This is a genomic window from Paenibacillus filicis (genome assembly GCF_038070315.1).
Classification (GTDB): Bacteria; Bacillota; Bacilli; order Paenibacillales; family NBRC-103111; genus Paenibacillus_G; species Paenibacillus_G filicis.
Map to the genome: position 1 here is coordinate 1 of NZ_JBBPCC010000029.1, position 23,115 is coordinate 23,115.

24 protein-coding genes, 1 tRNA gene, 1 pseudogene and 1 riboswitch are annotated in these 23,115 nt (G+C 56.8%); of the genes and pseudogenes, 7 read left to right on the forward strand and 19 right to left on the reverse strand.

The window, feature by feature from the left end; genetic code table 11:
- The 5 genes from zapA to WMW72_RS31005 form a co-directional block, all read right to left on the reverse strand.
- Nucleotides 1–1,071 (reverse strand): cell division protein ZapA (gene zapA, locus WMW72_RS30985; RefSeq protein WP_341419468.1); only part of this gene is annotated, 1,071 nt, incomplete at its 3' end.
- A 271-nt stretch (nucleotides 1,072–1,342) separates the two neighbouring features.
- Nucleotides 1,343–3,793, reverse strand: a complete 2,451-nt coding sequence (gene pheT, locus WMW72_RS30990) for a phenylalanine--tRNA ligase subunit beta (RefSeq protein ID WP_341419469.1) — start codon at nucleotides 3,791–3,793, stop codon at nucleotides 1,343–1,345.
- 22 nt (nucleotides 3,794–3,815) lie between these two features.
- A complete protein-coding gene (pheS, locus tag WMW72_RS30995; protein ID WP_341419470.1) occupies nucleotides 3,816–4,850 on the reverse strand; it encodes a phenylalanine--tRNA ligase subunit alpha in 1,035 nt (344 codons plus the stop codon).
- Nucleotides 4,851–4,877: 27 nt separating this feature from the next.
- Nucleotides 4,878–5,261, reverse strand: a complete 384-nt coding sequence (locus tag WMW72_RS31000; protein ID WP_341419471.1) for a nuclear transport factor 2 family protein — start codon at nucleotides 5,259–5,261, stop codon at nucleotides 4,878–4,880.
- 439 nt (nucleotides 5,262–5,700) lie between these two features.
- Nucleotides 5,701–6,264 carry a hypothetical protein gene (locus tag WMW72_RS31005; protein WP_341419472.1) on the reverse strand — a complete coding sequence of 188 codons (564 nt, stop codon included), beginning with the start codon at nucleotides 6,262–6,264 and terminating at the stop codon, nucleotides 5,701–5,703.
- A gap of 159 nt (nucleotides 6,265–6,423) precedes the next feature.
- Here WMW72_RS31005 and WMW72_RS31010 point away from each other — a divergent pair, with 159 nt between their 5' ends.
- The 3 genes from WMW72_RS31010 (at nucleotide 6,424) to WMW72_RS31020 (ending at nucleotide 7,467) form a co-directional block, all read left to right on the forward strand.
- Nucleotides 6,424–6,897, forward strand: coding sequence for a hypothetical protein (locus WMW72_RS31010; RefSeq protein WP_341419473.1), 474 nt, complete (start codon nucleotides 6,424–6,426; stop codon nucleotides 6,895–6,897).
- 62 nt (nucleotides 6,898–6,959) lie between these two features.
- A complete protein-coding gene (locus WMW72_RS31015) occupies nucleotides 6,960–7,181 on the forward strand; it encodes a YwbE family protein (protein WP_341419474.1) in 222 nt (73 codons plus the stop codon).
- 112 nt (nucleotides 7,182–7,293) lie between these two features.
- Nucleotides 7,294–7,467, forward strand: a complete 174-nt coding sequence (locus tag WMW72_RS31020; RefSeq protein WP_341419475.1) for a hypothetical protein — start codon at nucleotides 7,294–7,296, stop codon at nucleotides 7,465–7,467.
- Nucleotides 7,468–7,536: 69 nt separating this feature from the next.
- On the opposite strand, the gene WMW72_RS31025 is transcribed toward WMW72_RS31020, so the two are convergent.
- On the reverse strand, nucleotides 7,537–7,980 hold the full coding sequence (locus WMW72_RS31025) for a hypothetical protein (RefSeq protein ID WP_341419476.1): 444 nt from the start codon (nucleotides 7,978–7,980) through the stop codon (nucleotides 7,537–7,539).
- A gap of 39 nt (nucleotides 7,981–8,019) precedes the next feature.
- Here WMW72_RS31025 and WMW72_RS31030 point away from each other — a divergent pair.
- Nucleotides 8,020–8,151: pseudogene (locus tag WMW72_RS31030) on the forward strand (carboxymuconolactone decarboxylase family protein); the annotation flags it as partial.
- A 226-nt stretch (nucleotides 8,152–8,377) separates the two neighbouring features.
- Here WMW72_RS31030 and WMW72_RS31035 read toward each other — a convergent pair.
- The 10 genes from WMW72_RS31035 to cobJ form a co-directional block, all read right to left on the reverse strand.
- A complete protein-coding gene (locus WMW72_RS31035; RefSeq protein WP_341419477.1) occupies nucleotides 8,378–9,946 on the reverse strand; it encodes a cobyrinic acid a,c-diamide synthase CobB in 1,569 nt (522 codons plus the stop codon).
- A 25-nt stretch (nucleotides 9,947–9,971) separates the two neighbouring features.
- Nucleotides 9,972–11,159, reverse strand: a complete 1,188-nt coding sequence (locus tag WMW72_RS31040; protein WP_341419478.1) for a cobalt-precorrin 5A hydrolase — start codon at nucleotides 11,157–11,159, stop codon at nucleotides 9,972–9,974.
- Nucleotides 11,159–11,935 (reverse strand): precorrin-4 C(11)-methyltransferase, encoded by a 777-nt coding sequence (gene cobM / locus WMW72_RS31045; protein ID WP_341419479.1) that lies wholly within the window; start codon nucleotides 11,933–11,935, stop codon nucleotides 11,159–11,161. Before cobM ends, WMW72_RS31040 begins: the two co-directional genes overlap by 1 nt.
- Complete coding sequence (gene cobI, locus WMW72_RS31050) at nucleotides 11,932–12,642, reverse strand: precorrin-2 C(20)-methyltransferase (protein WP_341419480.1); 711 nt, start codon at nucleotides 12,640–12,642, stop codon at nucleotides 11,932–11,934. The genes cobM and cobI overlap by 4 nt, the downstream gene beginning before the upstream one ends.
- Nucleotides 12,643–12,775: 133 nt before the next feature.
- The gene (cbiE, locus tag WMW72_RS31055; protein WP_341419481.1) at nucleotides 12,776–14,026 is read right to left on the reverse strand and encodes a precorrin-6y C5,15-methyltransferase (decarboxylating) subunit CbiE; all 1,251 of its coding nucleotides are present in this window, start codon (nucleotides 14,024–14,026) and stop codon (nucleotides 12,776–12,778) included.
- Complete coding sequence (locus WMW72_RS31060) at nucleotides 14,023–15,234, reverse strand: cobalt-precorrin-5B (C(1))-methyltransferase (protein ID WP_341419482.1); 1,212 nt, start codon at nucleotides 15,232–15,234, stop codon at nucleotides 14,023–14,025. The genes cbiE and WMW72_RS31060 overlap by 4 nt, the downstream gene beginning before the upstream one ends.
- Nucleotides 15,235–15,239: 5 nt before the next feature.
- Entirely contained in the window at nucleotides 15,240–15,890 is a 651-nt protein-coding gene (locus tag WMW72_RS31065) for a precorrin-8X methylmutase (RefSeq protein ID WP_341419483.1), read from the reverse strand.
- Nucleotides 15,890–16,669 carry a precorrin-6A reductase gene (gene cobK, locus WMW72_RS31070; protein WP_341419484.1) on the reverse strand — a complete coding sequence of 260 codons (780 nt, stop codon included), beginning with the start codon at nucleotides 16,667–16,669 and terminating at the stop codon, nucleotides 15,890–15,892. Before cobK ends, WMW72_RS31065 begins: the two co-directional genes overlap by 1 nt.
- Entirely contained in the window at nucleotides 16,666–17,763 is a 1,098-nt protein-coding gene (locus WMW72_RS31075) for a sirohydrochlorin chelatase (RefSeq protein ID WP_341419485.1), read from the reverse strand. The genes cobK and WMW72_RS31075 overlap by 4 nt, the downstream gene beginning before the upstream one ends.
- Nucleotides 17,764–17,778: 15 nt before the next feature.
- Nucleotides 17,779–19,587: a precorrin-3B C(17)-methyltransferase gene (cobJ, locus tag WMW72_RS31080; protein WP_341419486.1), complete on the reverse strand. Its 1,809-nt coding sequence runs from the start codon at nucleotides 19,585–19,587 to the stop codon at nucleotides 17,779–17,781.
- Nucleotides 19,588–19,752: 165 nt separating this feature from the next.
- Here cobJ and WMW72_RS31085 point away from each other — a divergent pair, with 165 nt between their 5' ends.
- The 3 genes from WMW72_RS31085 (at nucleotide 19,753) to WMW72_RS31095 (ending at nucleotide 20,872) form a co-directional block, all read left to right on the forward strand.
- Nucleotides 19,753–19,902, forward strand: a complete 150-nt coding sequence (locus WMW72_RS31085; protein WP_341419487.1) for a hypothetical protein — start codon at nucleotides 19,753–19,755, stop codon at nucleotides 19,900–19,902.
- Nucleotides 19,899–20,101, reverse strand: a riboswitch (cobalamin riboswitch). (Overlaps the previous gene by 4 nt.)
- Before the next feature lie 272 nt (nucleotides 20,102–20,373).
- Entirely contained in the window at nucleotides 20,374–20,733 is a 360-nt protein-coding gene (locus tag WMW72_RS31090; protein ID WP_341419488.1) for an MmcQ/YjbR family DNA-binding protein, read from the forward strand.
- Nucleotides 20,734–20,801: 68 nt separating this feature from the next.
- Nucleotides 20,802–20,872 (forward strand) — tRNA-Gly (locus WMW72_RS31095).
- A 190-nt stretch (nucleotides 20,873–21,062) separates the two neighbouring features.
- Here WMW72_RS31095 and WMW72_RS31100 read toward each other — a convergent pair.
- The 3 genes from WMW72_RS31100 to WMW72_RS31110 all read right to left on the reverse strand — a co-directional run bounded on the left by WMW72_RS31100 (nucleotide 21,063) and on the right by WMW72_RS31110 (nucleotide 23,089).
- Nucleotides 21,063–21,266 (reverse strand): transcriptional regulator, encoded by a 204-nt coding sequence (locus WMW72_RS31100; RefSeq protein WP_341419489.1) that lies wholly within the window; start codon nucleotides 21,264–21,266, stop codon nucleotides 21,063–21,065.
- Between the two features lie 855 nt (nucleotides 21,267–22,121).
- Nucleotides 22,122–22,640, reverse strand: coding sequence for a DUF3231 family protein (locus tag WMW72_RS31105; RefSeq protein ID WP_341419490.1), 519 nt, complete (start codon nucleotides 22,638–22,640; stop codon nucleotides 22,122–22,124).
- 89 nt (nucleotides 22,641–22,729) lie between these two features.
- Nucleotides 22,730–23,089, reverse strand: coding sequence for a WGxxGxxG family protein (locus WMW72_RS31110; RefSeq protein WP_341419491.1), 360 nt, complete (start codon nucleotides 23,087–23,089; stop codon nucleotides 22,730–22,732).
- Between the last annotated feature and the right edge of the window lie 26 nt (nucleotides 23,090–23,115).

Below are 23,115 nucleotides of genomic sequence, written 5' to 3' on the forward strand. Positions count from 1 at the left end.
GAATTCCTCGCGCTGAAGCTCTTGCTCGATCTGCTCGTCTGCCAGCTTGCTCTCCAGTCCTACACGCTGACGCTCCTGCTCGGCCCGCTCGTCTTCCAGCTTGCTCTCCAGCTCTGCACGTTCGCGCTCCTGCTCAGCCCGCTCTGCTGCCAGCTTGCTCTCCAGCTCTGCACGCTGACGCTCCTGCTCGGCCCGCTCGTCTGCCAGCTTACTCTCAAGCTCTGCACGCTGGCGCTCCTGCTCGGCCCGCTCCGCAACCAGCTTGCTCTCAAGCTCTGCACGCTGACGCTCTAGCTCGGCTTGCTCGGCGGTCAGCTTGCTTTCAAACTCCGCCCGTTGGCGCTCCTGGTCCTCCAGGCCGACGGCCAGCAGCTCCTCATAATCCGCACGCTGCTGTTCCCATTCGGCGAGCCCGGTTTCCAACCGGCCTTCGAGCTCGTACCGAAGCTTCTCGCCTTCGCGCAGCAGCCCGCCGATCCGCTCCAATTCGCGCTCCTGCTCCGCGCTGCGGCCTTCGTACTCGCGGGCCCGCTCCAGCGCAGCCGCCAGCTTGGCCTCCAGCTCCGCCTGAAGAGACAACTGCCGCTCCAGCCGCTCGGCCGTCTCCGCGAATTCCTTTTCAATGGCCTGCTTATGCTCGGCCAGCGATTCCAGCTCCTTGGCAAGCTCTGCCCCTCGTGCCTCGAGCTCATCCTTGCGCGCCTGCAGATCGCTGCGTTCGGCCGTCACAGTCGCGAGCTGCTCCCGCTCCGCCGTCAGCTCCTGCTGAAGCTGCTCCAACAGCTCGGTTGCAGCAGCTACATCCACCAGCGCTTTATCCAGCTGACGCTGCTGGTCCTTATGAAGATCGATCTGCTCCTGCATCTGCGTCCATTCATCCGCCATATTTACAGCAGCCAATACCGCAATTTTGGGAAGATCCAGCCTAGGGCTTCCGGAAGCGATGCGGTGCATCTGATCATTGACCACAGCGACGACTCGTTTTATATAGGAAGGACTGGACCTTGAAACCAATTTGTATTGGGTGCCATAGATGTCGACGGTCATGCGTACTTTTTCTTCACCGTTCACTCAGGTTGTCCCCTTTCCATACACCAAAAAATTCTCCGTATCCTCAACTATTCGATACGGAGAATCGCTTTTCCTGCTGCCTCAAGCCATGATTTGCCGAATGAAAACGGTACGCAAAAGGAGGGGCGCCCCCCTCCTTTTGATTTATGAAAACGATATAACCGCTCTGCCGCACAATACGCTGTTCACGGGACCAGAGTCCCGGCAAGGAGACCTCAGGACCCGCAGCCCAGTCTGTCCGAAGGCTATCCCTATCTTCCGGCTCCTGCCGTTACTTACGGAGCTCAGCTCCGTAAGCAGCTTCCAGCTCAGACACGAGGCGGCTGTGCGTCCCGCTGACTTCTTCGTCGGTAAGGGTCCGATCGGCTGTCCGGTATACCAGTGCGATCGCTACGCTCTTCTTATCCGCACCAATACGGTCACCCGTATAGATATCGAACACTTGGATCGACTCCAGCAGCTCTCCAGCCGTTTCCTGAGCCTTGGCGATCAGATCGCCGACAGCGACACCGCGGTCTACGACCAGAGCCATATCCCGGGAAATCGCCGGGAAGCGAGGCAGCGGACTGTAAGCGAAGCGCTCGGAAGCGAGCTTCGTCAAAGCCTCCAGCTCCACCTCCAGCACGTAGGTATCAGCCAAATCTCTCGCTTGCTGCAGCGCAGGGTGCAGCTGGCCGATCGTACCGATGACACGGCGGACGCCGTCCAGCTCGACCTCAATCGCAGCTGTACGGCCAGGATGGAAGCCTTCTACCTGTGCCTGCACGTAACGGAGTCCTTCAACCCCGAGATACGAGACGACATTCTCGAACACGCCCTTCAGGTCGTAGAAGTCCACGTCTCCAGGCTTGCCTGTCCAGTGCAGCTCGCTCCGCTTGCCGGTCAGCAGCGCCGATAGGAGCAGCTTTTCCTCTGGCTGCTTGGTCAAGGAAGCTTCCTCCGTCAGGAAGACCGGGGCAATCTCGAACAATGCGACATCATCCGTATTCCGGTTGCGATTGTAAGCAGCGGCATCGATCAGATGCGGCACCAGGCTGGTCCTCAGTACACTGCGCTCCTCGCTCATCGGCATAGCCAGAGCGACCGGCTTCGCTTCGCGGTAAAGTCCGGGGAATGCAGCAACCTGGTCCGGATGCGTGTACGAATAAGTGATCGCCTCATGCAGTCCGCTGCCGTTAAGCAGATTGCGGACAGTCCGGCGGATCGCCTGCTCTCGCGTCAGGGAGCCCGGTGTCGTCTCCGTATTCATCAGCGTCGTCGGGATGTTGTCGTAGCCGTACAGACGTGCAACTTCCTCAATTAGATCGACAGCGCGGGTAATATCGCCGCGGCGGCTCGGCACATGCACGAGCAGACCGTCTTGCTCCAGTGGCTCCACCGTGAAGTGCAGGCGTCCGAAAATCGCCGTGATCTCTTCCACAGACAAGCTTGTTCCCAGATACGTATTGATCCGGGTCGCCGTAATTTCAATCTGCACCGGGCGATGCTCGCTCGATATTGCCTCTACGATCCCTACAGCGACTTGTCCTCCGCTAAGCTCGGCAATCAGCGCAGCCGCCCGGTCCAGAGCAGGAATGACCGCCTCAGGATTGACTTCCTTCTCGAAGCGCAGCGAGGCTTCCGAGCGGAGTCCGAGCTGACGGCTCGTCTTGCGGATCGTACCGCCTTCGAACTTGGCCGATTCCAGCAGGATGCGGGAAGTGCCCTCTGAGACTTCGGAATTAGCGCCGCCCATCACGCCGGCGAGGCCTACAGGCTTGGTACCGTCAGTGATCAGCAGCATATGCGGCTCCAGTGTACGCTCGTTATCGTCCAGCGTTACGAGCTTCTCGCCTTCCCGGGCGAAACGAACGTCAATGTGACCGCCTGCCAATTGATCCGCGTCAAAGGCATGCAAAGGCTGACCGTATTCCAGCATCACGTAATTCGTCACGTCGACAATATTGCTGATCGGGCGAATACCTGCAGCCATCAGCCGGTTTTGAAGCCAGAGCGGCGATGGACCTACCTTCACGCCTTCGATCAAGCGGGCCGCATAATGCGAGCAGGCGTCCTTGGCCGTAATTTCCACAGAAATCTTGTCCGCCGCCTTCACTGCTGCTTCGCGGTCACGAAGTCCGGCCTCACTATCCGGCAGACGCACCTCGCGTCCGAGGATCGCAGCAATCTCATAAGCAGCTCCCAGCATGCTCAAGCAGTCGGAGCGGTTCGGCGTCAGATCCAGGTCCATCACTTCGTCGTTGATCGCCAGCACATCGAGAATGCTCTCGCCTACCTGCGTATCCGCCGGCAGCACCAGAATACCTTCTTGAATCTCCTTCGGCAGCAGCTTGTCGTTCAGGCCCAGCTCCTTGGCCGAGCAGATCATACCCTGGGATTCCACGCCGCGCAGCTTGGCCCGCTTGATGTTCAGTCCGTCCGGCAGCTTGGCGCCGACCGTTGCGACCGGCACCTTCTGGCCCGCATCCACATTTTTCGCCCCGCACACGATTTGCAGCTCTTCGCCCGTTCCTACGTCTACCTTACATACGTTAAGTTTGTCTGCATCCGGATGCTTCTCTTTCGAAGTTACGTAACCGACAACAACGCCGGTGACGCCTTTATTCCGGCTTTCGACGATATCGACCTCGATGCCGCTGCGGGTCAGCTTCTCCGCCAGTTCTCCAGCCGTAAAATCAGCAATATCCACATACTGTGCCAGCCATTGATAAGATACATTCATCGCTCGTACTCGCCCCTTTCCCTTACAAGTGAACGAACTGCTTCAAGAAACGCAGATCGTTCGTATAGAAATGCCGGATATCTTCAATATCGTATTTGAGCATGGCAATCCGCTCGACGCCCAAGCCGAAGGCAAAGCCATTGTACTCCTCAGGATCATAGCCGGCCATCTCCAGCACGCGCGGATGCACCATCCCGGAGCCGAGAATCTCCAGCCAGCCTGTATGCTTACAAACCCGGCAGCCGCTGCCGCCGCACATCGCGCAGGTCACGTCGACTTCAGCGCTTGGCTCCGTGAACGGGAAGAAGCTCGGACGCATCCGGATCTTCGTTTCCTTGCCGAACAGCTCCTGCATAAATCTCAGCAGCGTCCCCTTCAGATCGCTCATCCGGATATTGCGGTCGATGACCAGTCCCTCGATCTGGGTGAACATATGGGAATGCGTCGCATCGTCATCATCCCGGCGATATACGCGTCCCGGACAGATGATTTTAATTGGCACCTTGCCCTTGCTCTTCTCCAGCGTACGAACCTGAACCGGCGAAGTCTGCGTCCGCATCAGAATATCTTCCGTGATGTAGAAGGAATCCTGCATGTCACGCGCCGGGTGGTTCTTCGGCAAATTGAGCGCTTCGAAATTGTAATAGTCCTGCTCAACCTCCGGGCCCTCAGCCACGGTGTAGCCCATACCGATGAAGATATCCTCGATCTCCTGGATGACCTTGTTGATCGGATGCTGCGCGCCCTGTGCAGACGGACGGCCTGGCAGCGTGACGTCGATCGTCTCGGATGCCAGCCTGGCCTCCGTCTCCGCCTGATTGTAGGCCGCCTGCTTCGCCTCGATGACGGCCTCGATCGCGCCGCGTACGTCATTGACGACCAGACCGATAGCCGGACGCTCCTCCGCGCTGAGCGCTCCCATCCCGCGTAAAATCTCGGTGAGCGGTCCTTTCTTACCCAAATACTTAATCCGCAGCTCATTCAGCTGCTGCTGGCTTTGTACGTCCGCCAGCTCGGCGAGCGCTTCTTCCTTCAACTGCAACAAACGTTCCTTCATGTTCCTGCTCCCTCCTAAAGGTTATAGTTAGCTGTGGTCCTCAATCTCGGAGATGGCCCCTTCACGGAAACCGAAAACCGTCCTGCCTTGCAGCCGCAAGGTATCGCCCGCCCTCAGCCCATCCGGGAGATCCTGCGCGAGTACGGCCTCGTAGTTGATATGGGCCTCCACCCGGCCTCCGTGCATGACCAGATGACCGGGAATCTGTCGGCGGCTGACGAAGAGACCGGCGCTCCGCTCGGCCAACTGGCGGAAGGCCTGATGTCCCCTGGCGCTCGAGTTCTCTACGCCGTCCGCGATATTCCGGAACACAATGTCCTCATGGAGCACATATATCATGCCCTCGATATCCATGCCGTTGTACGCCTCCAGATACCGGTCAATCAACTGCTTCTTCGCCTCGTACTCCATGGGTGGACTCTCCTCTCCAGATAGCCGTGATCCCTGTTTCCAAACACGCAAAAAAGGCCTCTCCATCCCGGATAAGGGACGAAAAAGCCGTGGTACCACCCTTGTTAGAAAACAGCTGATCCCAAAATGCGATCCGCTAGCCTTCTCACTTCATTGATCATAACGGTTCGAGAACCGGTAACCCTCTACTTGCCCCGGTACGCGTCACAGACGCAAAGCCAGAGGGTTCAAAGGACTGCTCGGGAGCGAATTTCGGCAGCCTGATTCTAACGGTCCCGCTCTCAGTCTCCGGCGGTTCCTCCCTGTGAAGAAGCACTGCTTACTTGTCTCCGTCCACGCATTTGTGGTATGGATTTACCAAGTATTATATGCAATCCCTGGCGCGGATGCAAGGGGCTTCTCTCGGATGCATCGCGACTCGCAAGCATGCGACCGGCGTTCAGATCACCAGTTGGCTGGAGCGCACGGCCTCCAGTACCTTGGACACCGCCAGGGAGAGCTCCATATTTTCCACGACAGCTTCACATGACTTTCGGTAGGATACCTCATCCGAATATTGGGCCATGTAACGTTCCACCACCTCGTAAGGCATCCCCTTGGCGGTCAGCCGTTCCAGAACCGTTTGCTTGCTGACGTAAATAAAGACGCGGAAGGCTTGTTCGCCGTACATCCGTTTGAACAGTTCCGTTCCCTCCCGGTTCAGGACGAGATAAGCTCCCCGGGTTCCAGCCAGAGCCTTGTCCAGCTCGGATCGCTTGATGCCGTACCGGTATCCGTTGATCGTGACCGTTTCCATAAATTCTCCGGCTTGGAATGACATTTCGAAATCGCTTTCATTAATATACCGGTAAAAGCCATTATTAGCTTCGCGAGGTCTAGGACTCCGGGTGGTATAGGAGACGACCGGATGAAGCCCCATGGCCTCCCCGACCTTACATGCAACCGACTTGCGTCCCGAGCCTCCCGTACCGGTAAAAAGAAGAAGGATTGGCCGACCGCTCATTGCGATCACTCCCTTTGAGAAGCTATCTTCATAGCCTTATTATAGTATGAATATTCTGATAATTAAAGAGGGTCTGTGACTTCTTTTTTTGAGAACCCGGTTCTCTATGGTATAATCAACCACACCCAATACTTGTCCATGAAAAGAGAGGTTTACCCTATGTTAAGCTATGAGCAAAAATTAGCGATTATCGATTCGTTCTCCGAGCTGACTCGCAAAGAAGTATCGCTCGGCCGTGCGAACTATCATTATGAGAACAGCGGCTACGACAAGAAGATCGTCGTTTATCATCTTCACCCGAACGGCAATGGCTTCGTATACGCCGGTCACTTGACCGGAGTGGACGCCGACGAGCGCGGTCTTGTCAATATCCGCGATTACGAAGCTGATGAGCTTCGCTCCCTGATCAAGGCTTCCATCCTGTCGCTTGCTCCGAAGTCGGCGGCTGAGCTGGCTGTCAGCGGTACTGCCGATGACGAGGAACGCTGGCATGGTCCGGATAACCAGACCCTTCTGCTCGTGCATGAGGATGAGCTGTGGTACGTCTATTCGGGCCTTAATCTGGAATCGGCATTTGAAACGTATGAGGAAGCCGTGCAATATTTGCAGGAAGAGGGCTTTCGCCGTCCGTAGCTTGGCTAACGGAGTACAACGGATCAGTGAAGAACGCCGTACAGGAAAGGAGTGGCATCCAGATGCACGCCGGACAACAGAGAAGCCAGATCCGCCCGGGGCTTGAAGTCGATATCGTGCTCAAGCAGGATCAGCGCACCGGAAAAACCACACGCGGAATCGTCAAGGACCTACTGACAAATTCCCCCACCCACCCGCATGGCATAAAAGTACGCCTGCAGAGCGGTCAGGTAGGGCGTGTCAAAACCATCGTAAGCACAGGCGCAGACAGCAGCACAAGCTGAGCTGCGCCCTCTTGCGGCGTTTCCTCTTGCCATTGGGGGAGGTTTCGCCTTATAATGGGAACATATATTCCTATTCTCATCTTAGAATTTATTGCGATAACAGGTGATACGAATGGACTCCAACAATTTTTATGATGATTTGCGTGTGAAGTTCAAGGACGAGGACCGGGCCAAGCTCGTCATGCAGCAGTTGTACACATACCGGGAGAACAAGCTGAAGCGCAAGTGGTGGCAGAAGATCACGCTCTCCCGCAAGCCCAAGACCAAGCCCAAGTCCTGGGAATGACCGGTTGATGGGTATCAGCTGGGCCCCTGGGAACAGACCAGGCCTGACTCAGGTTGTGCCTTGCTTCGTTCAGTTCCCATCCCCTGCGGTCAGCCGGATGCCGTTGCGCCTGGCCCACATCCCGATAACGTTCATGGCCGCCTGCGACTGATGGCGGGAAACCGTTAGATTGCCCCATCCCCAGTACCTTTTGCTCTTGATCGAGATCACTCCCTTCTTCTCCAGAAGCCTGATTTCCGTAATCTCCTCCCGCCGGTAAGCCCGGTATCCCGGCACGACGATCGCCCCCTGCTCGATGCGCAGCACATAGCGCTTGCGCGCCATTCGAATAAGCAGCCCTACGGAAGCGACGATCAAGACCGTTAACGCCAGGAATAGAAGCGTTCGCTCATACCCGGTGCCTGCATGATTGATGGTGTCCATGAGTCCGATGCCGATTACTGCTGTTAATCCGCCGATCCAGGCTCCCCATCTGCCAGGTCGGGTCATGTGATAGACAACGGGTTGGTTCACTTCTTCATTCCCTCCTTCTTGCAGCCGCTTGATCTCGGCTTCATGAGCACATACGGGCTCGACAAGCGGCTCTATGAGCTGATCAAAATCAGGACTTCCCAAATTAACGGATGCGCGTTCTGCCTCAACATGCACACGACCAATCTGCGCGCCATTGGCGAAGAAGAGCGGGCGCGTTCATCTCATCTCCGCGATCACTACAGGAATATTTCACGGCTGCTTCGATACCAGTCATCCTTGTCCACTACGTAAAGATATGCGGCACGGAGCGCTTTCTATGACCGGAAGGTTGCACTGTGCTTGGCATAGGAAAAGACCTGGCCGGAGGGCCAGGTCTTTTCCTAGTATAAGTCTGTGCAGGTTACTGCGGGCTGAAGGCCGATAGGCACGCTGCCGATTAAGTCTGCAAAGCCTGCTTCCGCTCTCCCTGGTACTGCAGGCAAACCTCGAGCCAACGTGCAACAAGCCCCGGATTGGAAGCAAAATGCAGATGCGTGTAGCCGGCTACTAGCCGGTGGAGCAGGCAGCCCTCGGTTTTGACCCCTCGCATTCCTTGGGTCTCGTAAGCGGTGGAGAGCACCCCTTCTCCGGACTTATAGACCGAATAATGGAACTCATGCCCGCGCGCCCGTTCTCCGTCCGGTAGCAAGTAGTTGCCAGGCAAACCCTTCACCTCGCGCAGACCCAGCGCAGCCAGCTTGGTTTGCATCACGACATGCCCGGGTACGATCCCGACCATCGGGTAGCTCTGGCCCTTCGTGTCGCTGATCGACTCAGTCAGATACATGTACCCGCCGCATTCTGCAAGTGCCGGTATTCCCCGGTTAATCACTGCACGGATGGACGCTGCAACCTCTGTCTGAGCCGCGAGCCGTTCGGCAAATTCTTCGGGGAAGCCTCCCCCAATGTACAGGCCATCGGCATCTGCCGGAACCAGTTCGCCGACCAGCGGCGAGAAGAAGAGAAGCTCAGCCCCATAGAGCTGCAGCAGCTCCAGATTTTCTTCGTAGTAGAAATGAAACGCCGCATCCCGTGCTACAGCCAGTTTGACCGCAAAGCGCCGATCGGGCTCAGCAAACAGCACCGGCTTGACCGGTCTGGCTCCGGTCGGGCGGGAGCCAACGGGCAGCTCCTCAGAAGAGGCCCCGGACGCTGCTGTGGGGTCTGCACCCGTCGGCTCAGCCTTATTCACATTGTCAGACACATTGGCCTTATAACCAGCCTCTGAAGCCTGTACACCCGTCTCATCCGGCACATTCCTCTTCGTCCCTGCCAGTTCGATCAGACGGTCCAGATCTGTCGACGCCTCAATCCGGTCTCCCAGCGCCGCGTAGAACCCGGCAAGCTCTCCCCGCTCGATAGACGGCACGAGGCCAAGATGACGCTCCGGCATGGACAGCTCGTCGCTGCGCAGCATATAACCGATCACAGGGATGCCGCATTCCTGCTCGATCGCTTCCTTCACGATCCGGTAATGATTGTCGCTGCCGACCTTATTGGCGAAGACGGCTGAGATTCTGACCTGCGGATCAAGCAGCTGGAAGCCCTTGACGATTGCCGCTGCGCTGCGGGCCATGCTCTGGCAGTTGACCACGAGCAGCACCGGACTGTCCAGCAGCAGGCTGACCTCAGCCGTGCTGCCTGTGTTGGACTTCGGGTCCTTGCCGTCGTAGAAGCCCATCACGCCCTCGATGATAGAAATATCCGCATCGGCTGAGGCCCGGTCATAGATTTCCCGCAGAACATCGGCTCCCAGCATCCAGCTATCCAGATTCCGGGAAGGCCTTGATGTAACCGCCTTGTGATAGGTCGGGTCGATATAATCCGGCCCGCACTTGAAGCCCTGCACGGTCAAGCCTTTGCGCCGCAGCGCCTCCATGATGCCGAGCGTGACCGTCGTCTTGCCGGCACCGCTGCCGGTCCCTGCGATGACGAGGCTGCGCCCTGCAGCTTGCGTGTTTTCCATCTGAGGGGTTCCTCCTGATTGTGAGTTAGGCATAGGTCATCAGTGCCACGGAGATCGTGACATTGCCGCTCTTTTTCTTAGTCAGGACGAGCTGTCCGTTGCCCGAATAACGCTTCGCCGCAGGCTCGCTGACCCCGTAGGCTCCCGTGAATTTATAGACCGTATCGGACGGGTCCTCGATTGTCATCTCGTTGAGCTCCTGCGGCGTATAGCAGACTAGCGGCCAGTCATGACGCTCGCAGACCGCCAGCAGTCCCGCTTCGTCCTTCTTCAGATCAATGGTGCAGATGGCCTTGACGCTGCGGATCGAGAAGCGCAGCTCCTCGAGCGTCTCACGGATGACAGACTCGATCTCGGCTTCTTCCGTGCCCCGGTTGCAGCCGATGCCGAGTACGATGGACTTCGGCCGGTAAAGCACGCCGTTGGACAGAATGGCTTCTTCGTCAGCCTCCAGCAGCCGGTGCGTGACCACGAGCGCGCCCTGAGGCTCATCCGCCAGCGCGGTCTTGATGTTGTCATACACGCGGATATAGCCGGGCATCGGAGTCTGATGGAGCCACCAGTTCGGCTCGCCCGATTCCTGCACGACCGCTACACGCTCCTCATTGACGACCGAGGCGCTGACCGGCGTCAGCTTATCCGCGCTCTCCCACGTCCAGCCGAACCGGCGGCCGAACAAGTCGACAGCGATCGTCTTCTGCACGTCAGAGGCCGTCGTAATGACCGCCCGGGCATTCAACGCCGCAGCCACCTCGCCAGTGAGCTCATTGGCCCCGCCCAGATGACCGGACAGCACGCTGATGACGTTCTCGCCTTTGTCGTCGATGACGACGATGCCCGGGTCCTTCTTCTTGTCCACGAGCAGCGGGGCAATCATCCGCACAACCGCGCCGAGCGAGATGATGCAGATGATGCCCGAATACGCCGGGAACAAGGCAGGGAACAACAGCCTGACGCTGCCCTCGAAGAGCTGAATGCCACGCGCTTCCTCGTCCCCCTTGGCAAACTTGGACATATAATAGACATCGGCTACGCCCTCGAAGGACGTCTGCAGCCGTCTGGCCAGCTCCACGCCATGCTTGGTGATCGCCACGACCGCATAGTCGCCTTGGCGGCGGACCACTGGCACGACGCCCTCCTGGAGCTTGATCGGTCCGGTGCTTGCCGGAATAACGGCTTCTGCTTCGGTTCTGCCGGCTTCCTGCTCTGCCATTACTCCTTCACTCCCTTGCGGTAGCCATGTGTGAATGTCTTATCATATAGCTTGGACCGATACTCGTCCCGGCTGTGAATGTCCGGGTCCAATGCCCAGCCCGCCAGAATCATCGCGTGGGAGCGGATGCCGTTGGCGCGCATGTCCGCATCCAGATTCTCCAGCGTGGAGCGCACGATGAGCTGGTCCGGCCAGGTTGCGCGCTGCACGACCGCCACCGGCGTCTGCGGGCTCCAGCCCGCTTCCGTCAGCTCGCGGACGATCTTCTTGGTCAGCGTAGCGCTCAGGAACAGCGCCAGCGTACAATGATGCGCGGCCAGATCCCGAAGCTGCTCCCGGTCCGGCATCGGCGTGCGTCCTTCCACCCGTGTCAGGATAAGCGTCTGCGTGAGCTCGGGGATCGTCAGCTCGGCGCCGATCGCCGCTGCTGAAGCAAATACGGAGCTCACGCCGGGGATGACCTCATAAGAGACGCCTTCGCGCTTAAGCAGCGCGGCCTGTTCCATGATCGCGCCGTAGACCGACGGATCGCCCGTATGCACGCGGGCTACCATTTTCCCTGCCTTCACCCGGTCGACCATCACCTCGACCATCTCTTCCAGACTCATCCCTGCGCTTAGGATGACCTCCGCTTCGGGCTTCGCCTTGGCGATCAGATCCGCATTCACGAGAGAGTCCGTATACATGACGACATCCGCTTCCTGGAGAAGCTTCAGTCCCTTGACCGTAATCAGATCCGGATCGCCCGGGCCTGCGCCGATAATATAGATCTTCATTTTCTCACCACCATCAATGTTAAATATTCCAGCTCACGGCCTGCGAGCTCCGTGACATCGCGCCAAATCTGCTCCTCGCCCGACGTCACCTTGGTCAGTACCGATGCGCGGTCCGTCAGTCCCAGGTCTCCCAGCACGCGCAGCATCAGATCGATAACCTTCGCCACCTTGATAAAGACGACAGCATCATGCGTCTCAAGCGCCGTACGCATCGCGTCGTAGTCGTCCGTAGCCGGTACGATCGCTACCTGCTCGTCGCCATCCGCAAGCGGTATCCCCAGCCGGGAAGCCGAAGCGATGACCGACGAGATACCTGGCACCGATACAGCCTCCACCTCAGGATGATGCTGCTTCATCAGCCGCATCAGATGAATATAGGTGCTGTAAAGCATCGTATCTCCCTCGGTAACGAATGCCACGTCGCGGCCCTCGGATAGATGGCCCCAGACGGTCTCAACCGTTTTGTTCCAATGCTTCTCCAGCGCTTCGCGGTCCTTGGTCATCGGGAAGGTCAATCCGAGCATGACCTTCTCCCGCGTATCTACATAGAGCTCTGTGATTGCCAGCGCGTAGCTCTTGGCTCCCGACTTCTTGCGTGGATACGCAATGACGGGACACTGTTTCAGCAGACGAAATGCCTTGACCGTGATCAGCTCCGGGTCCCCTGGCCCTACGCCCAATCCGTATAACGTGCCTAGCTTTGTCATGCTTATGCTTCCTTTCCTCTATCCGTTAATCGCCGATGGACGGCGTATCCTGCTGCCGGGCCATCGTAAGCTGATACGTTATTCACTGCGTCTTCACGGCGCAGGCTATGTAGAGCCCCATCTCCGGCAGCTCTTAATCGTTAGCCGGCTCCGCTTCCAGCGGTTTGCGGCGGGCCGCAATGATGTAGACGGGATTCAGTCCCTCGAATCTCGTCATATCCAGAATCGGCTTGCTGCGGGACAACTGGGCAAGCGTGATGTCCGTCGTGAAGCCCTCCTGGGCAAACGCCTGCTGAGCTCCCGCCAGATTCTCGATCGTCACCGCATTCAGGACAATCGTCCCGCCGGGACGCAGCCGGGAGCAGCACAGCGCCAGCAGCTCGCGCAGCTCTCCTCCGCTGCCGCCGATAAACACGGCATCCGGGTCCGGGAACGCTTCTAGCCCCTGCGGAGCCTTGCTGTGCACCAGCGTCAGATCCGTGCGGAACTTCCGCGAGTTCTCTACGGCATTGGCCAGATCGCCCTCATTCTTCTCCATCGCATAGACGGCGCCCTCCCGGCAGAGGCGGGCAGCCTCGATCGCCACGGAGCCTGTGCAGGTGCCGATATCCCACACGATGCTGTCTGGCCTAAGGCCCAGCGCGCCCAGGCTAAGCACACGGACTTCCCGCTTCGTGATAAGCCCTTTATCCGGCTTGCGCTGGGCAAATTCGCCATCCTCGATCCCAAGCGGCCATACGGCCGGACGCTCGGCGTCACGCCGGAACCGCAGCACGACGACATTCAGCGGAGCGAAGAAGGCCTCCTCCACGGTGCCTAGCTCTTGCAGGCCGTACCAGCCGGTACGCTCGCGTTCCCCGCCCAGATGCTCGCCGACGAAAGCTTCATATTCGGTCATGCCGAATTCGAGCAAATAGCGGGCGATAGCCGGCGGACTATTGATCTCGTCGGTCAGCAGCGCTACCTTGCGCTTGCCGTCGATCCGCTGGGCAAGCCCCTTGATAGAGCGGCCGTGCAGACTGAGAATCGCTGCGTCCTGCCAGCTGTCTCCGATTCTGGCGAAGGCGAGCTGCAGCGAGCTCACTGCCGGATAAACGCTGACCCGACCCGGCAGCTTCCCTGCCAAATAACCGCCGATCCCGTAAAACAACGGATCGCCTGATGCCAGAACGACTGTATCTCGGCTCTCCTGCTCCAATTTCTTGACCAGCTCGGAGAGACTGCTCCGAATCACGACCTTCTCAGCCGGACTGTCTTCAAAAAAAGACAGCTGTCTCTCGCCTCCGATCAATACTCCGCAGCGCTCGATCCGCTCCAGGTAGGCGGCAGGCAAGCCCGCCTTGCCGTCGTCCCCAACGCCGATCACTGTAATCTGATGGCTCATGTTCCGTCCTTCCCCTTCCTATCAGCCACTCCGGTCCAGATCGACCGTCCAAGCAGCTCAGCCTTCATCGAAATAATGATGGTCTCTATCTCCGCTTCGCCTGCCGAGCCCCCCGAAGTCTCTCTTTGCTCCATGTCGTGTATGCCGCCTTCCCGCATGTCCATGGCACGCCCCGCTTCCTTCAGCAGCGCTTGGCAGCAGTAGGTCCCCATCCGTTCAAAAAAAGCGCGGTTCCCCTGAGTCTGCATCAGATCGCCGACCTGAGCAGCGGTATTCGCCCCGCGAATGATGTCGAGCGTGTCCTCCGAAGCCTCCGCTTCCTCCGCCAATTGAGCGAGGAAGCCGAAGTCGACGGGCGCACTCTTCGAGTGCACCATCATCACACCTTGCGCGACCTTGGAGAACTTGCCCATCATCCCGACCAGTGTGATCCGGGTGATTCCCTGACGGACACACTGCTGCACGGCAAAGCCGACGAAATCTCCCATCTCCACGAACGCCTCTTCCGGCAGAGACGGATATACGTCCATGCCGTACTTCTCCGTTCTTCCGCCCGTAGACAGCACGATATGACGGACTCCGCTTTTCACGGCGACCCGGATCGCCTGCGCGACACTGGCTTTATACGCAGCCGTCGAGAAAGGCACGACGGTTCCCCGCGTGCCTAGAATAGAAATGCCCCCGATAATGCCCAGTCTGCCGTTCAGCGTCTTCTTGGCGATCTCTTCGCCGTCCGGCACCGATACAACCACCCGAACCCCTCGGTGAAGCAGATCGAACCGGTTTAGTACGCCATGCACGGCCTCGCGGATCATCTTGCGCGGGACCGGGTTAATTGCCGCCAGTCCGACCTCGACAGGGAGGCCCGGCTTGGTCACGCGGCCAACGCCGATGCCGCCGTCGATCTCGATGCCCTCCTGCTCCAGCCAAGACACCTCGCTGATGATGCGCGCACCATGCGTCGCGTCGGGATCGTCGCCCCCGTCCTTGATGATCTCCGCGCTGGCTCGGCCGGATTCATAGACGCAGCTGACGATCTGGAACGTCACAACCTGGCCGATTGGCAGCCGAATCGTCGATTCACCAACCGTCTCCTGCATAATCAAGGCTTCCAGCGCAGCCTGGGCGGCTGCCGTCGCGCAAGATCCCGTCGTATACCCATGACGCAGCGGCTTTGCTTCTCCGTTATCTCCACCAGCCTGCGCCATCGCGGTTACCCTAGCTTTTCAGCCATCAGCGACAACGCGTTGACCGTAGCGACCGCTACCGGGCTTCCGCCTTTGCGGCCGATATTTGTAATGAACGGGATATCGAGCTTGAGCAGCTCTTCCTTGGACTCAGCGGCAGAAACAAACCCGACCGGCACCCCGATGATCAGACCTGGACGCGCTTCGCCCGCCTTGACCATACGGATGAGCTCCAGCAGTGCCGTGGGCGCATTGCCGATCGCGTAGATCGCACCCTCGGCCTCGCGGGCCGCCTTGCGCGTTGCGATAATCGCGCGCGTCGTATTCAGACGCTTGGCCTCCTGCATCACATCGGGATCGGAGATATACACGCGCACATCGCCGCCGAATTTTTCCAGACGCGGCTTGCTGATGCCGACCTGCACCATTTGCACATCCGCGATGACCGGGCGTCCCTGACGGATAGCCTCAATGCCCGCACGTACGGCATCCGGGTGGAACACCAGGCTTCGGCCCAGCTCAAAATCCGCAGAGGCGTGAATCACTCGCTGCACTACCTTGTACTGCTCTTCGGGATAATCATGCGGACCGAATTCCTCGGTGATGATATCGAAGCTTTTTTCTTCTATTTCCTGGGGCTGAACGGTCAGCGGCTTAAATTCCGTCTGAAAATCCATTAACCACGCACCTCCTGCACAGTAGTCGCAAGCTCGGCGATGACGCCGGCAAACTCGGTAAAGACGAGTCCATAATCCAATTGAGGCCGTCCGATGACAATCGTGTCGATATCCAGCTCCAGCGCTGCGGACAGCTTCTCCTCGACGGCTCCCACTTGTCCGCTTTCCTTGGTCACCAGAACCGTAACACCGTAATGACGGTAGAACGCCTGGTTCATTTCCTTGGAGAAAGGCCCCTGCATGGCGACGATATATTTCTGCTCGACGCCGAGCTGCTCGCATTTCTCCATATTATCCTTACGCGGCAGCATCCGCGCTACCAGCGTCGTATCCGGCAGGCCGATCAGCTTCTCGGCAAAAACGTGAAGCGTTTTGCTGCCCGTCGCCAGGAAGACAACGCCCCGCTTCTCAGCGGCCAGCTCTGCAGCCTGCTCGTAGTCGTCCACGAACGTCAGCTTCGGATGCGCCGCATACTTTCCATGCTCCCGCTCGTAGCGGATGTACGGGACGCCGGCCGCTTGAGCAGCTGCCATCGCATTGCGCGAAGCTTCCTCGGCGAACGGATGCGTCGCATCAACTACCGCCTGAACGCCGCGTTCCTGTATTAAAGAGACCAGCGCAGGCTCAGGCAGCCTTCCCACCTGTACAGGCAACCCTACCTCCGCCAAGCTCTTGGCGGCCGTATCGGTGACCACCGTCGTCAGCAGCTCGAAGCCCGCTTGGCTGATCTGGACGGCCAGTTCCCGGGCATCGCTCGTTCCGGCCATGACCAGGATCATGAGCGGTCCTCCTTTGCTGCCGCCGCCTCGCTGCTGCCGGCTTGCTGGCTTTCAGCGCTGTGATCATGGTCATGATGGTGATCGTGTCCATGGTTATGCCCGTGATCATGATGGTGATCGTGACCGTGGTCATGCCCATGATCGTGATGGTGATCGTGTCCATGGTCATGCCCATGATCGTGATGGTGATCGTGGCCGTGATCATGTCCATGTTCGTGATGATGATCGTGACCGTGATCATGGTCGTGGTGATGATGCCCGTGGTCATGATCATGGTTGTGATCGTGGTGATGATGCTTCATCGCTTCCAGACGGAATTGGCACATGTCGCAGTTCATCTTGACCTCGCCCTGCAGCGCCTCCAGCGCGCGCTCGCGCAGGATATCTTGCAGCTTCGGGTGGAAGCCGAAATAGTCGGCCAGCGTGATTTCAATTTCAGGATGGGCAGCCGCGAACGTTTCCTTCAGCTGCTCCAACCTCTTAATGAGAACGCCCGTAAACAAGAAGTAAGGCAGCAGGACGATCTTCTTGGCTCCGAGCCGGACACAGCGCTCCACGCCTTCATCCGCGCGCGGGGAAGTGACGCCGATAAACGCCGTCTCGACCCACTTGACGTTCAAGCGTTCCCAGAGCAGGCGCGAGATCTTGAACAGATCGCTGTTCGCATCAGCATCGCTGCTGCCCCGTCCGATCAGCAGGAGCGCCGTGTCTGGCGACTCAGCAAGTCCATCCACCCCTGCATCATCCAGACGAGATTGCAGAATGTCCAATGACAGATCATGTACGCCGATCGGTCTTCCATAATTGAAAGTGATGTCCGGGTAAGTCTTCTTGGCCTCATCGATGGCTGCCGGAATATGCAGCTTGGCATGACCTGCCGCAAGCAGCGTAATCGGCACGACGCCGACGCGGGTGGCTCCGCGTCTGGCGCAGGCTGCGAATCCGTCCCTCATCGTCGGACGCTCGAACTCCAGAAAACAGGTTTCGACGATCGGCACATCCAGTCCCTGCTCGACCGCCTTAACAAACTCACGTATCTCTTCATTCCCTTCCGGGTCACGGCTTCCGTGCCCGACAAACAATAATGCATCCATAATAATGTTCTCCTATCAATCGCCGCAAATGGCGTTCTCGATTTTGAAAACCGGCACCTCACGGTGGCGGTAGCCTTCCAATTCCTTGACCCGGTTGAAATATTTATGAAACCGTTCATTCGGATGGGCTTCATCCGCATACTTGCGCACGATGCTTTCAACCGTATCGAGCAGCTTCTCGGGCTCGACGCCTTCGGCGACAGGAATACCTGCATGCGCATTTCTGCCTACAGTCTTGCCTCCCAGGAACAGATCGAATTTCTCCCGGCGGTACACGATGCCGATATCCTCCTTGACTGCGCCGTAGCAAGCCATCCCGCAGCCATTGAACCCGATGCGCAGCTCCTTGGCAACCTTCATGCCGCCGATTCGGCTCTGCAGCTCTTCGAGATACGGAACCGAATCTGCTTTATCCATGTTGCAGAAATCGCAAGCCTTGATCTGCGCGACATCGCCGATCGGAGCCAGCAGCAGCCCGGCCGCCTTCAGACGGCTAACCGCCTCGCTAGGCTCGCTAGTCACAATGCGCACGAGCATCTGATGATGAGGCGTGTATTCGATCGTACCTTCCTCGCCGACCACATCCGCCAGCAGCATCAGCTGGGCGCTCGTCAGCTTCTTCTCCGCCAGCCCCGGGCTAACGGCCAGCTCCAGAATCTCCTGCCTGCGGAAGGCCGACGCCTGCTGAAGCCATGGCGCTGCGGCTTCGCCTGCGGAAGGCACTCCGGATGGCTCCGCCGTTCCCTTGTGGCTATCGACCAGCCACAGCGCTTCCAGCGCAAGTGCGAGCGGTGACACCGGCTCTGCCACAGCTGCTGCAGCCGAGCCCGCCCCCCTAGAGGCCTCTCCAGCGGCGGGCTCGCGCTCTGCGACCGACACGCCTGCCGGGCTTCCTTCATACGCGCCAGTACCGGACAGCGGGCCTAAACCTCCTGTCCATGGTCCGCTCGTCGCTGGCTGCACCGGTACGGACGGACCTGACTCAGCGCCCTGCTGCGCTTCCAGCGACCACGGCTCTGCTGCAACCTGCAGTCTTTGATGCGGCTTGAGCGGCTGAATATCGTCGCCGAGCGTATATTTGCGCTGGTAGCCGCGTGGTGTAATCATCAAGCCGTCATAGTTGACCGTGGACGAATTGCCGATGATAACCGTCGTCAGCATGCCGATATCATGCTCCAGCATACGGCCTAGCGTAGTCACGACAATGTCCTCCCGGTCCCGATAGGCGCTCTTGACGATTCCCACGGGGGTATCAGCCGAACGGTAGCGCAGCAGCATGTTCTGCGTCTCCACGATCTGGCGCGTCCGTCTGCCGCTGCGCGGGTTATACAGAGCCACGACGAAGTCGGCGGCAGCCGCAGCCTCCACCCTTTTAATAATCAGCTCCCAGGGAGTCAGATGATCGCTCAGACTGATCGTGCAGGCATCGTGCATGATCGGAGCTCCGAGCAGGGAGGCTGTCGAGTTGATCGCCGAGATGCCCGGAATAATTTCAACCTCAACCCCGCTCTCGCGCCGCCATCCCTTCTCCATCAATACCTCATAGATCAGTCCGGCCATGCCGTAAACGCCTGCATCTCCGCTTGAGATAACGGCAACCGTACGTCCTGCCTCTGCCTGACGCACTGCCTCCTGCGCCCGGCTGACCTCCTCAGTCATCCCCGTGCGTACAATCTGCTGACCATTCAGCAGACCGCGAATCAGATCGACATACGTGTTGTAGCCGATAATGACGTCGCTGTTCTGAATCGCGTCCTTCGCCGCTTGTGTCATATGGTCGAAGCTGCCGGGACCGAACCCGACGACCAACAATTTTCCTCTCATCCGCTTGTTCCTCCCTCTGCCTACACTAACCAAACTTATGACGAAAATAATCGTTCAAGCACATCTCAACGACAGACTGTCCGATTCGGATCATGATCCTAAACGCAAAAAAGCGTCTCCCCTCAAAAATGAGGAGGACGCTGAACGACAGGGAGATTTTCGCCGATGAAACGATCCGTCCGAAGCCGATGTCTGGCGACAACAGCAGCGGCCGAGTGCGCATCGAGCCAGAACCCGTTCGGCGTACACCTCCCTATCCTCGTAGGTTATACGGTGACTTTGCATCATGTCCACACGGAATATACCGCGTCATGACGCTTGTGCAACAGGCAGGTCTCCTGACTCGCGTCTCTTCGCTTCTCCTGCGCCTTCCCATCCGGTTGTGACAGTGGCGTCATGCAGAGAGCAGCTCCTCGCTTACAGTGGCGGGACCGTGCCGGACTCTCACCGGCTTCCCTTTTAACCGTCCGGGAGCGTGACCTCCCTTTCCGGCACCTGTTCATCAGAACAATAGCTTTATGAAATGAATAGCTTGATCTTATGTGTTATCATCAACCTTAATGATAGCATGTTCGTTTCGGGACTGTCCACCGTTTCCAGTTGAACCGGAAGCCCCCTCCAAGATACAGAAATCGAAAATACTGACTCTAGCGTTCTCTGCGTCTACTCCAGCTAACCTTCATCTGTCCTCTTCACAAACCTTTGCCAACTCCCTGCTCTTCGTATATGCTGGGGTTATCCTGGAATGCTAGAGTAGAGTATTATATAGGAAAGGAATCAAAAACTATGAACCACCAAGCCATCATCACTCACGTCCTATCCAAGCCGGGAACGCGTCTGCGCTACCCGTTCGATCCGGATCTCCCCATATTATTCGTAGGCGACAAAATGTTTGCTGTTCTGGGCACAACCTCAGGTGTCCAAAGCGTGACCCTCAAAGCTGATCCTGATACGGTCTGGCTCACAAGGGAAACGTACCCTGGCACCGTCCTGCCCGGCTATCATATGAACAAGAAGCATTGGAACACCGTCGTGCTGAACGGGCTCCTGCCAGAGACCGAACTGCTGGACATGCTGGAGGAATCCTATCAATTGGTCCGCCGCAAGCTGACCCGGGCCATGAAGGAAGAATTCGGACTTTCCTAAGGGAAGTCTGGCGCCTAGCATTGATTTTCTCTCTCATTTATGCTACAGTTTGTTGGTAGTTCCATTGTGCGGGTGTAGTTCAATGGCAGAACGCCAGCTTCCCAAGCTTGAGGCGAGGGTTCGATTCCCTTCACCCGCTTATCTTTAATGTGACTCTAAACCCTTGCGGCGCAAGGTTTTTTTCTTTTTCTACAGAGTCATATCTTTCTTAAATTTTGCCCCAGAGAAGCCCAGTGGGGACAGAATGGGGACAAAGGCCGACGATTGACATATTCACAAAAATTGGACGCCATTCTAAATGGGCAAGTAACGAAAAAGAGCAGTCAGGGTTAGTCCTGCTGCTCTTTTGCTTTTCTTAATTTTTCTTCTATTGCTTCAAGTATAAATGCATTGCGGCTAAGGCCCAGACGGACAGCGGCTTCATCTATCCTCTCCCTCTCCCCCTTCTTTACTGTGAACTTGACTTGATCATAATTTGCCGCGTTATATTTATCTTTTGCTCGAGTAGCGGCTGTTCCTTTCTTTTCATCCATCGCTATCACCTTCCTTAATTAGCATTTTATCATAAAAAATATACGCGTACCAGTATATAATAAGAGTATAAGGAGGTGAACAAGAGATGGATAAAACGAGAAAAGAAAGACAGCAATAGGAACGTATCGAAAGATTCAAGATGATGACTGCAATCATCACTTTGATCAACACGGTCGCTCTCCTCATCCTCACACTGGTGCGCTAGAGCCAGAACCAAGCCGAGGCTCCGAAAGGGGCCTCCGGCAAGGTGGGTGAAAAATAAGGTGCTGTCTTTCTTTTCTCAAGTATATCACAAAGGGGCCGATGATATGAAATTCCAAAAAGTAACGATGACGATCAGCGTGATTGCCTTAGTCATCAGCATTATTACGCTGATCATAATCCTTCTAAAGTTAACCGCCTGACGATAGACGGAAAGGAACCGGCTGAAGCGCTGAGCTGAGAAATCGGCTCAGCTTTCTTTCATTTGAAAATCCCAGACGCTTGGGAAAATTAATAAAATCCCCGCCAGCACACGCCAGCGGGGTAAGGAAATTTTTCCTAGACTGTTATTGATTCACTGCCGCAGGTTATCAATGGCAATAGTGTGACCGGTGAAGATCCGATTGTCCAAGTAGGCCGCGAAAACTTAACTGTTTGGTAAAAGGTCAAAGTGCTCATCAGTCTTAATACAATGAATCTTACTGCAATATTGACTCACGTTATCCCACCTGCCCCATATACAGTTTTTGCATTTTTTAGGCTGTTTGGGTTTGATCTCAAACGTCAACTTACTTTCCTCACCTTCAAACCACATTATGTATATACCCCCGCAGAAGCGAGGGTATAAATTGTTTCAGATATTCAGCAACTGCTTAAGCCTCTACAAGTTCAGGGCGTTTTACTTGAAGGGGTGGAGGGATAAGCCATCCTTTTTTCTTAAATGTGCGCAAAATTTTAGCCCCTGTTGCAGCTTTGGTCATATGATACTTTCCAAACAGAGCTCCTATGTCCTCACGAATGGATTTACCCATTACTTGGCTGCAAACAACCAGTCCAGCGGCACTATCAGTAGCTATCAAGGCCGCTATCTCTTGATCTGTAAAACGCGCTCCCACGGGGATTTCTTCAAGCTTAACCTCTGGCCGTGGGGGCAGTTTTGGAGAAGTTGCCACTCCATTCTGAATAAGTATTTCATCACATTCACTTACTTCCAACTCCGCTTGATCAATCATATCGGCAAGAATGTCCTTAAGCTCCTTATCTCCAGCATGATACTGATAAGCGCGATAAGCAGAAATGCACCCTTTGGCTTTCATCGAAAATTGCCATAGGTCGTAAACCTCTCCATAATGTAAAGGCTCATCTTTAGGATTACCACTAAGAATTCCCAAGTTCAGTCATCTCCTTCATAAGCTGTTACAAGGCAGTAAATTTAGTATGTGTCCGATTGAGTGAATTATTCTTTAAATTAATGGAGCAATTATTTGCGGAAATCGCCTTCTTCGCGATTGCGACCACGCATACCTGCGAGCCCGATCAAGCCGAGCAGACCAAGCCATCCCCAGTTAGATCTGCGGCCATTATCATCAGCAGCGTTGGTGCGGTAAGAATTAGTGCTGTAGTTGCCGCCATATCCGGTACCATTGGCTGTCGTTGTGCCTGTCAGCGAGGTTCCGCTCGGGGAGGTGCCGTAGGTCCCATCGCTGTGCGTACTGGTTCCATATTGGCTTGATCCGGTCGTTCCTGTTGTCCCCATGCTGCTTTCAGCCATAGCCTGTCCGCCAAAGCCTACAGTTGCCATCAGAGCGAATGTAAGCACTGCTTTACCGAACTTGTTCATGTTGTAAGAGATCTCCCTTCGCATAA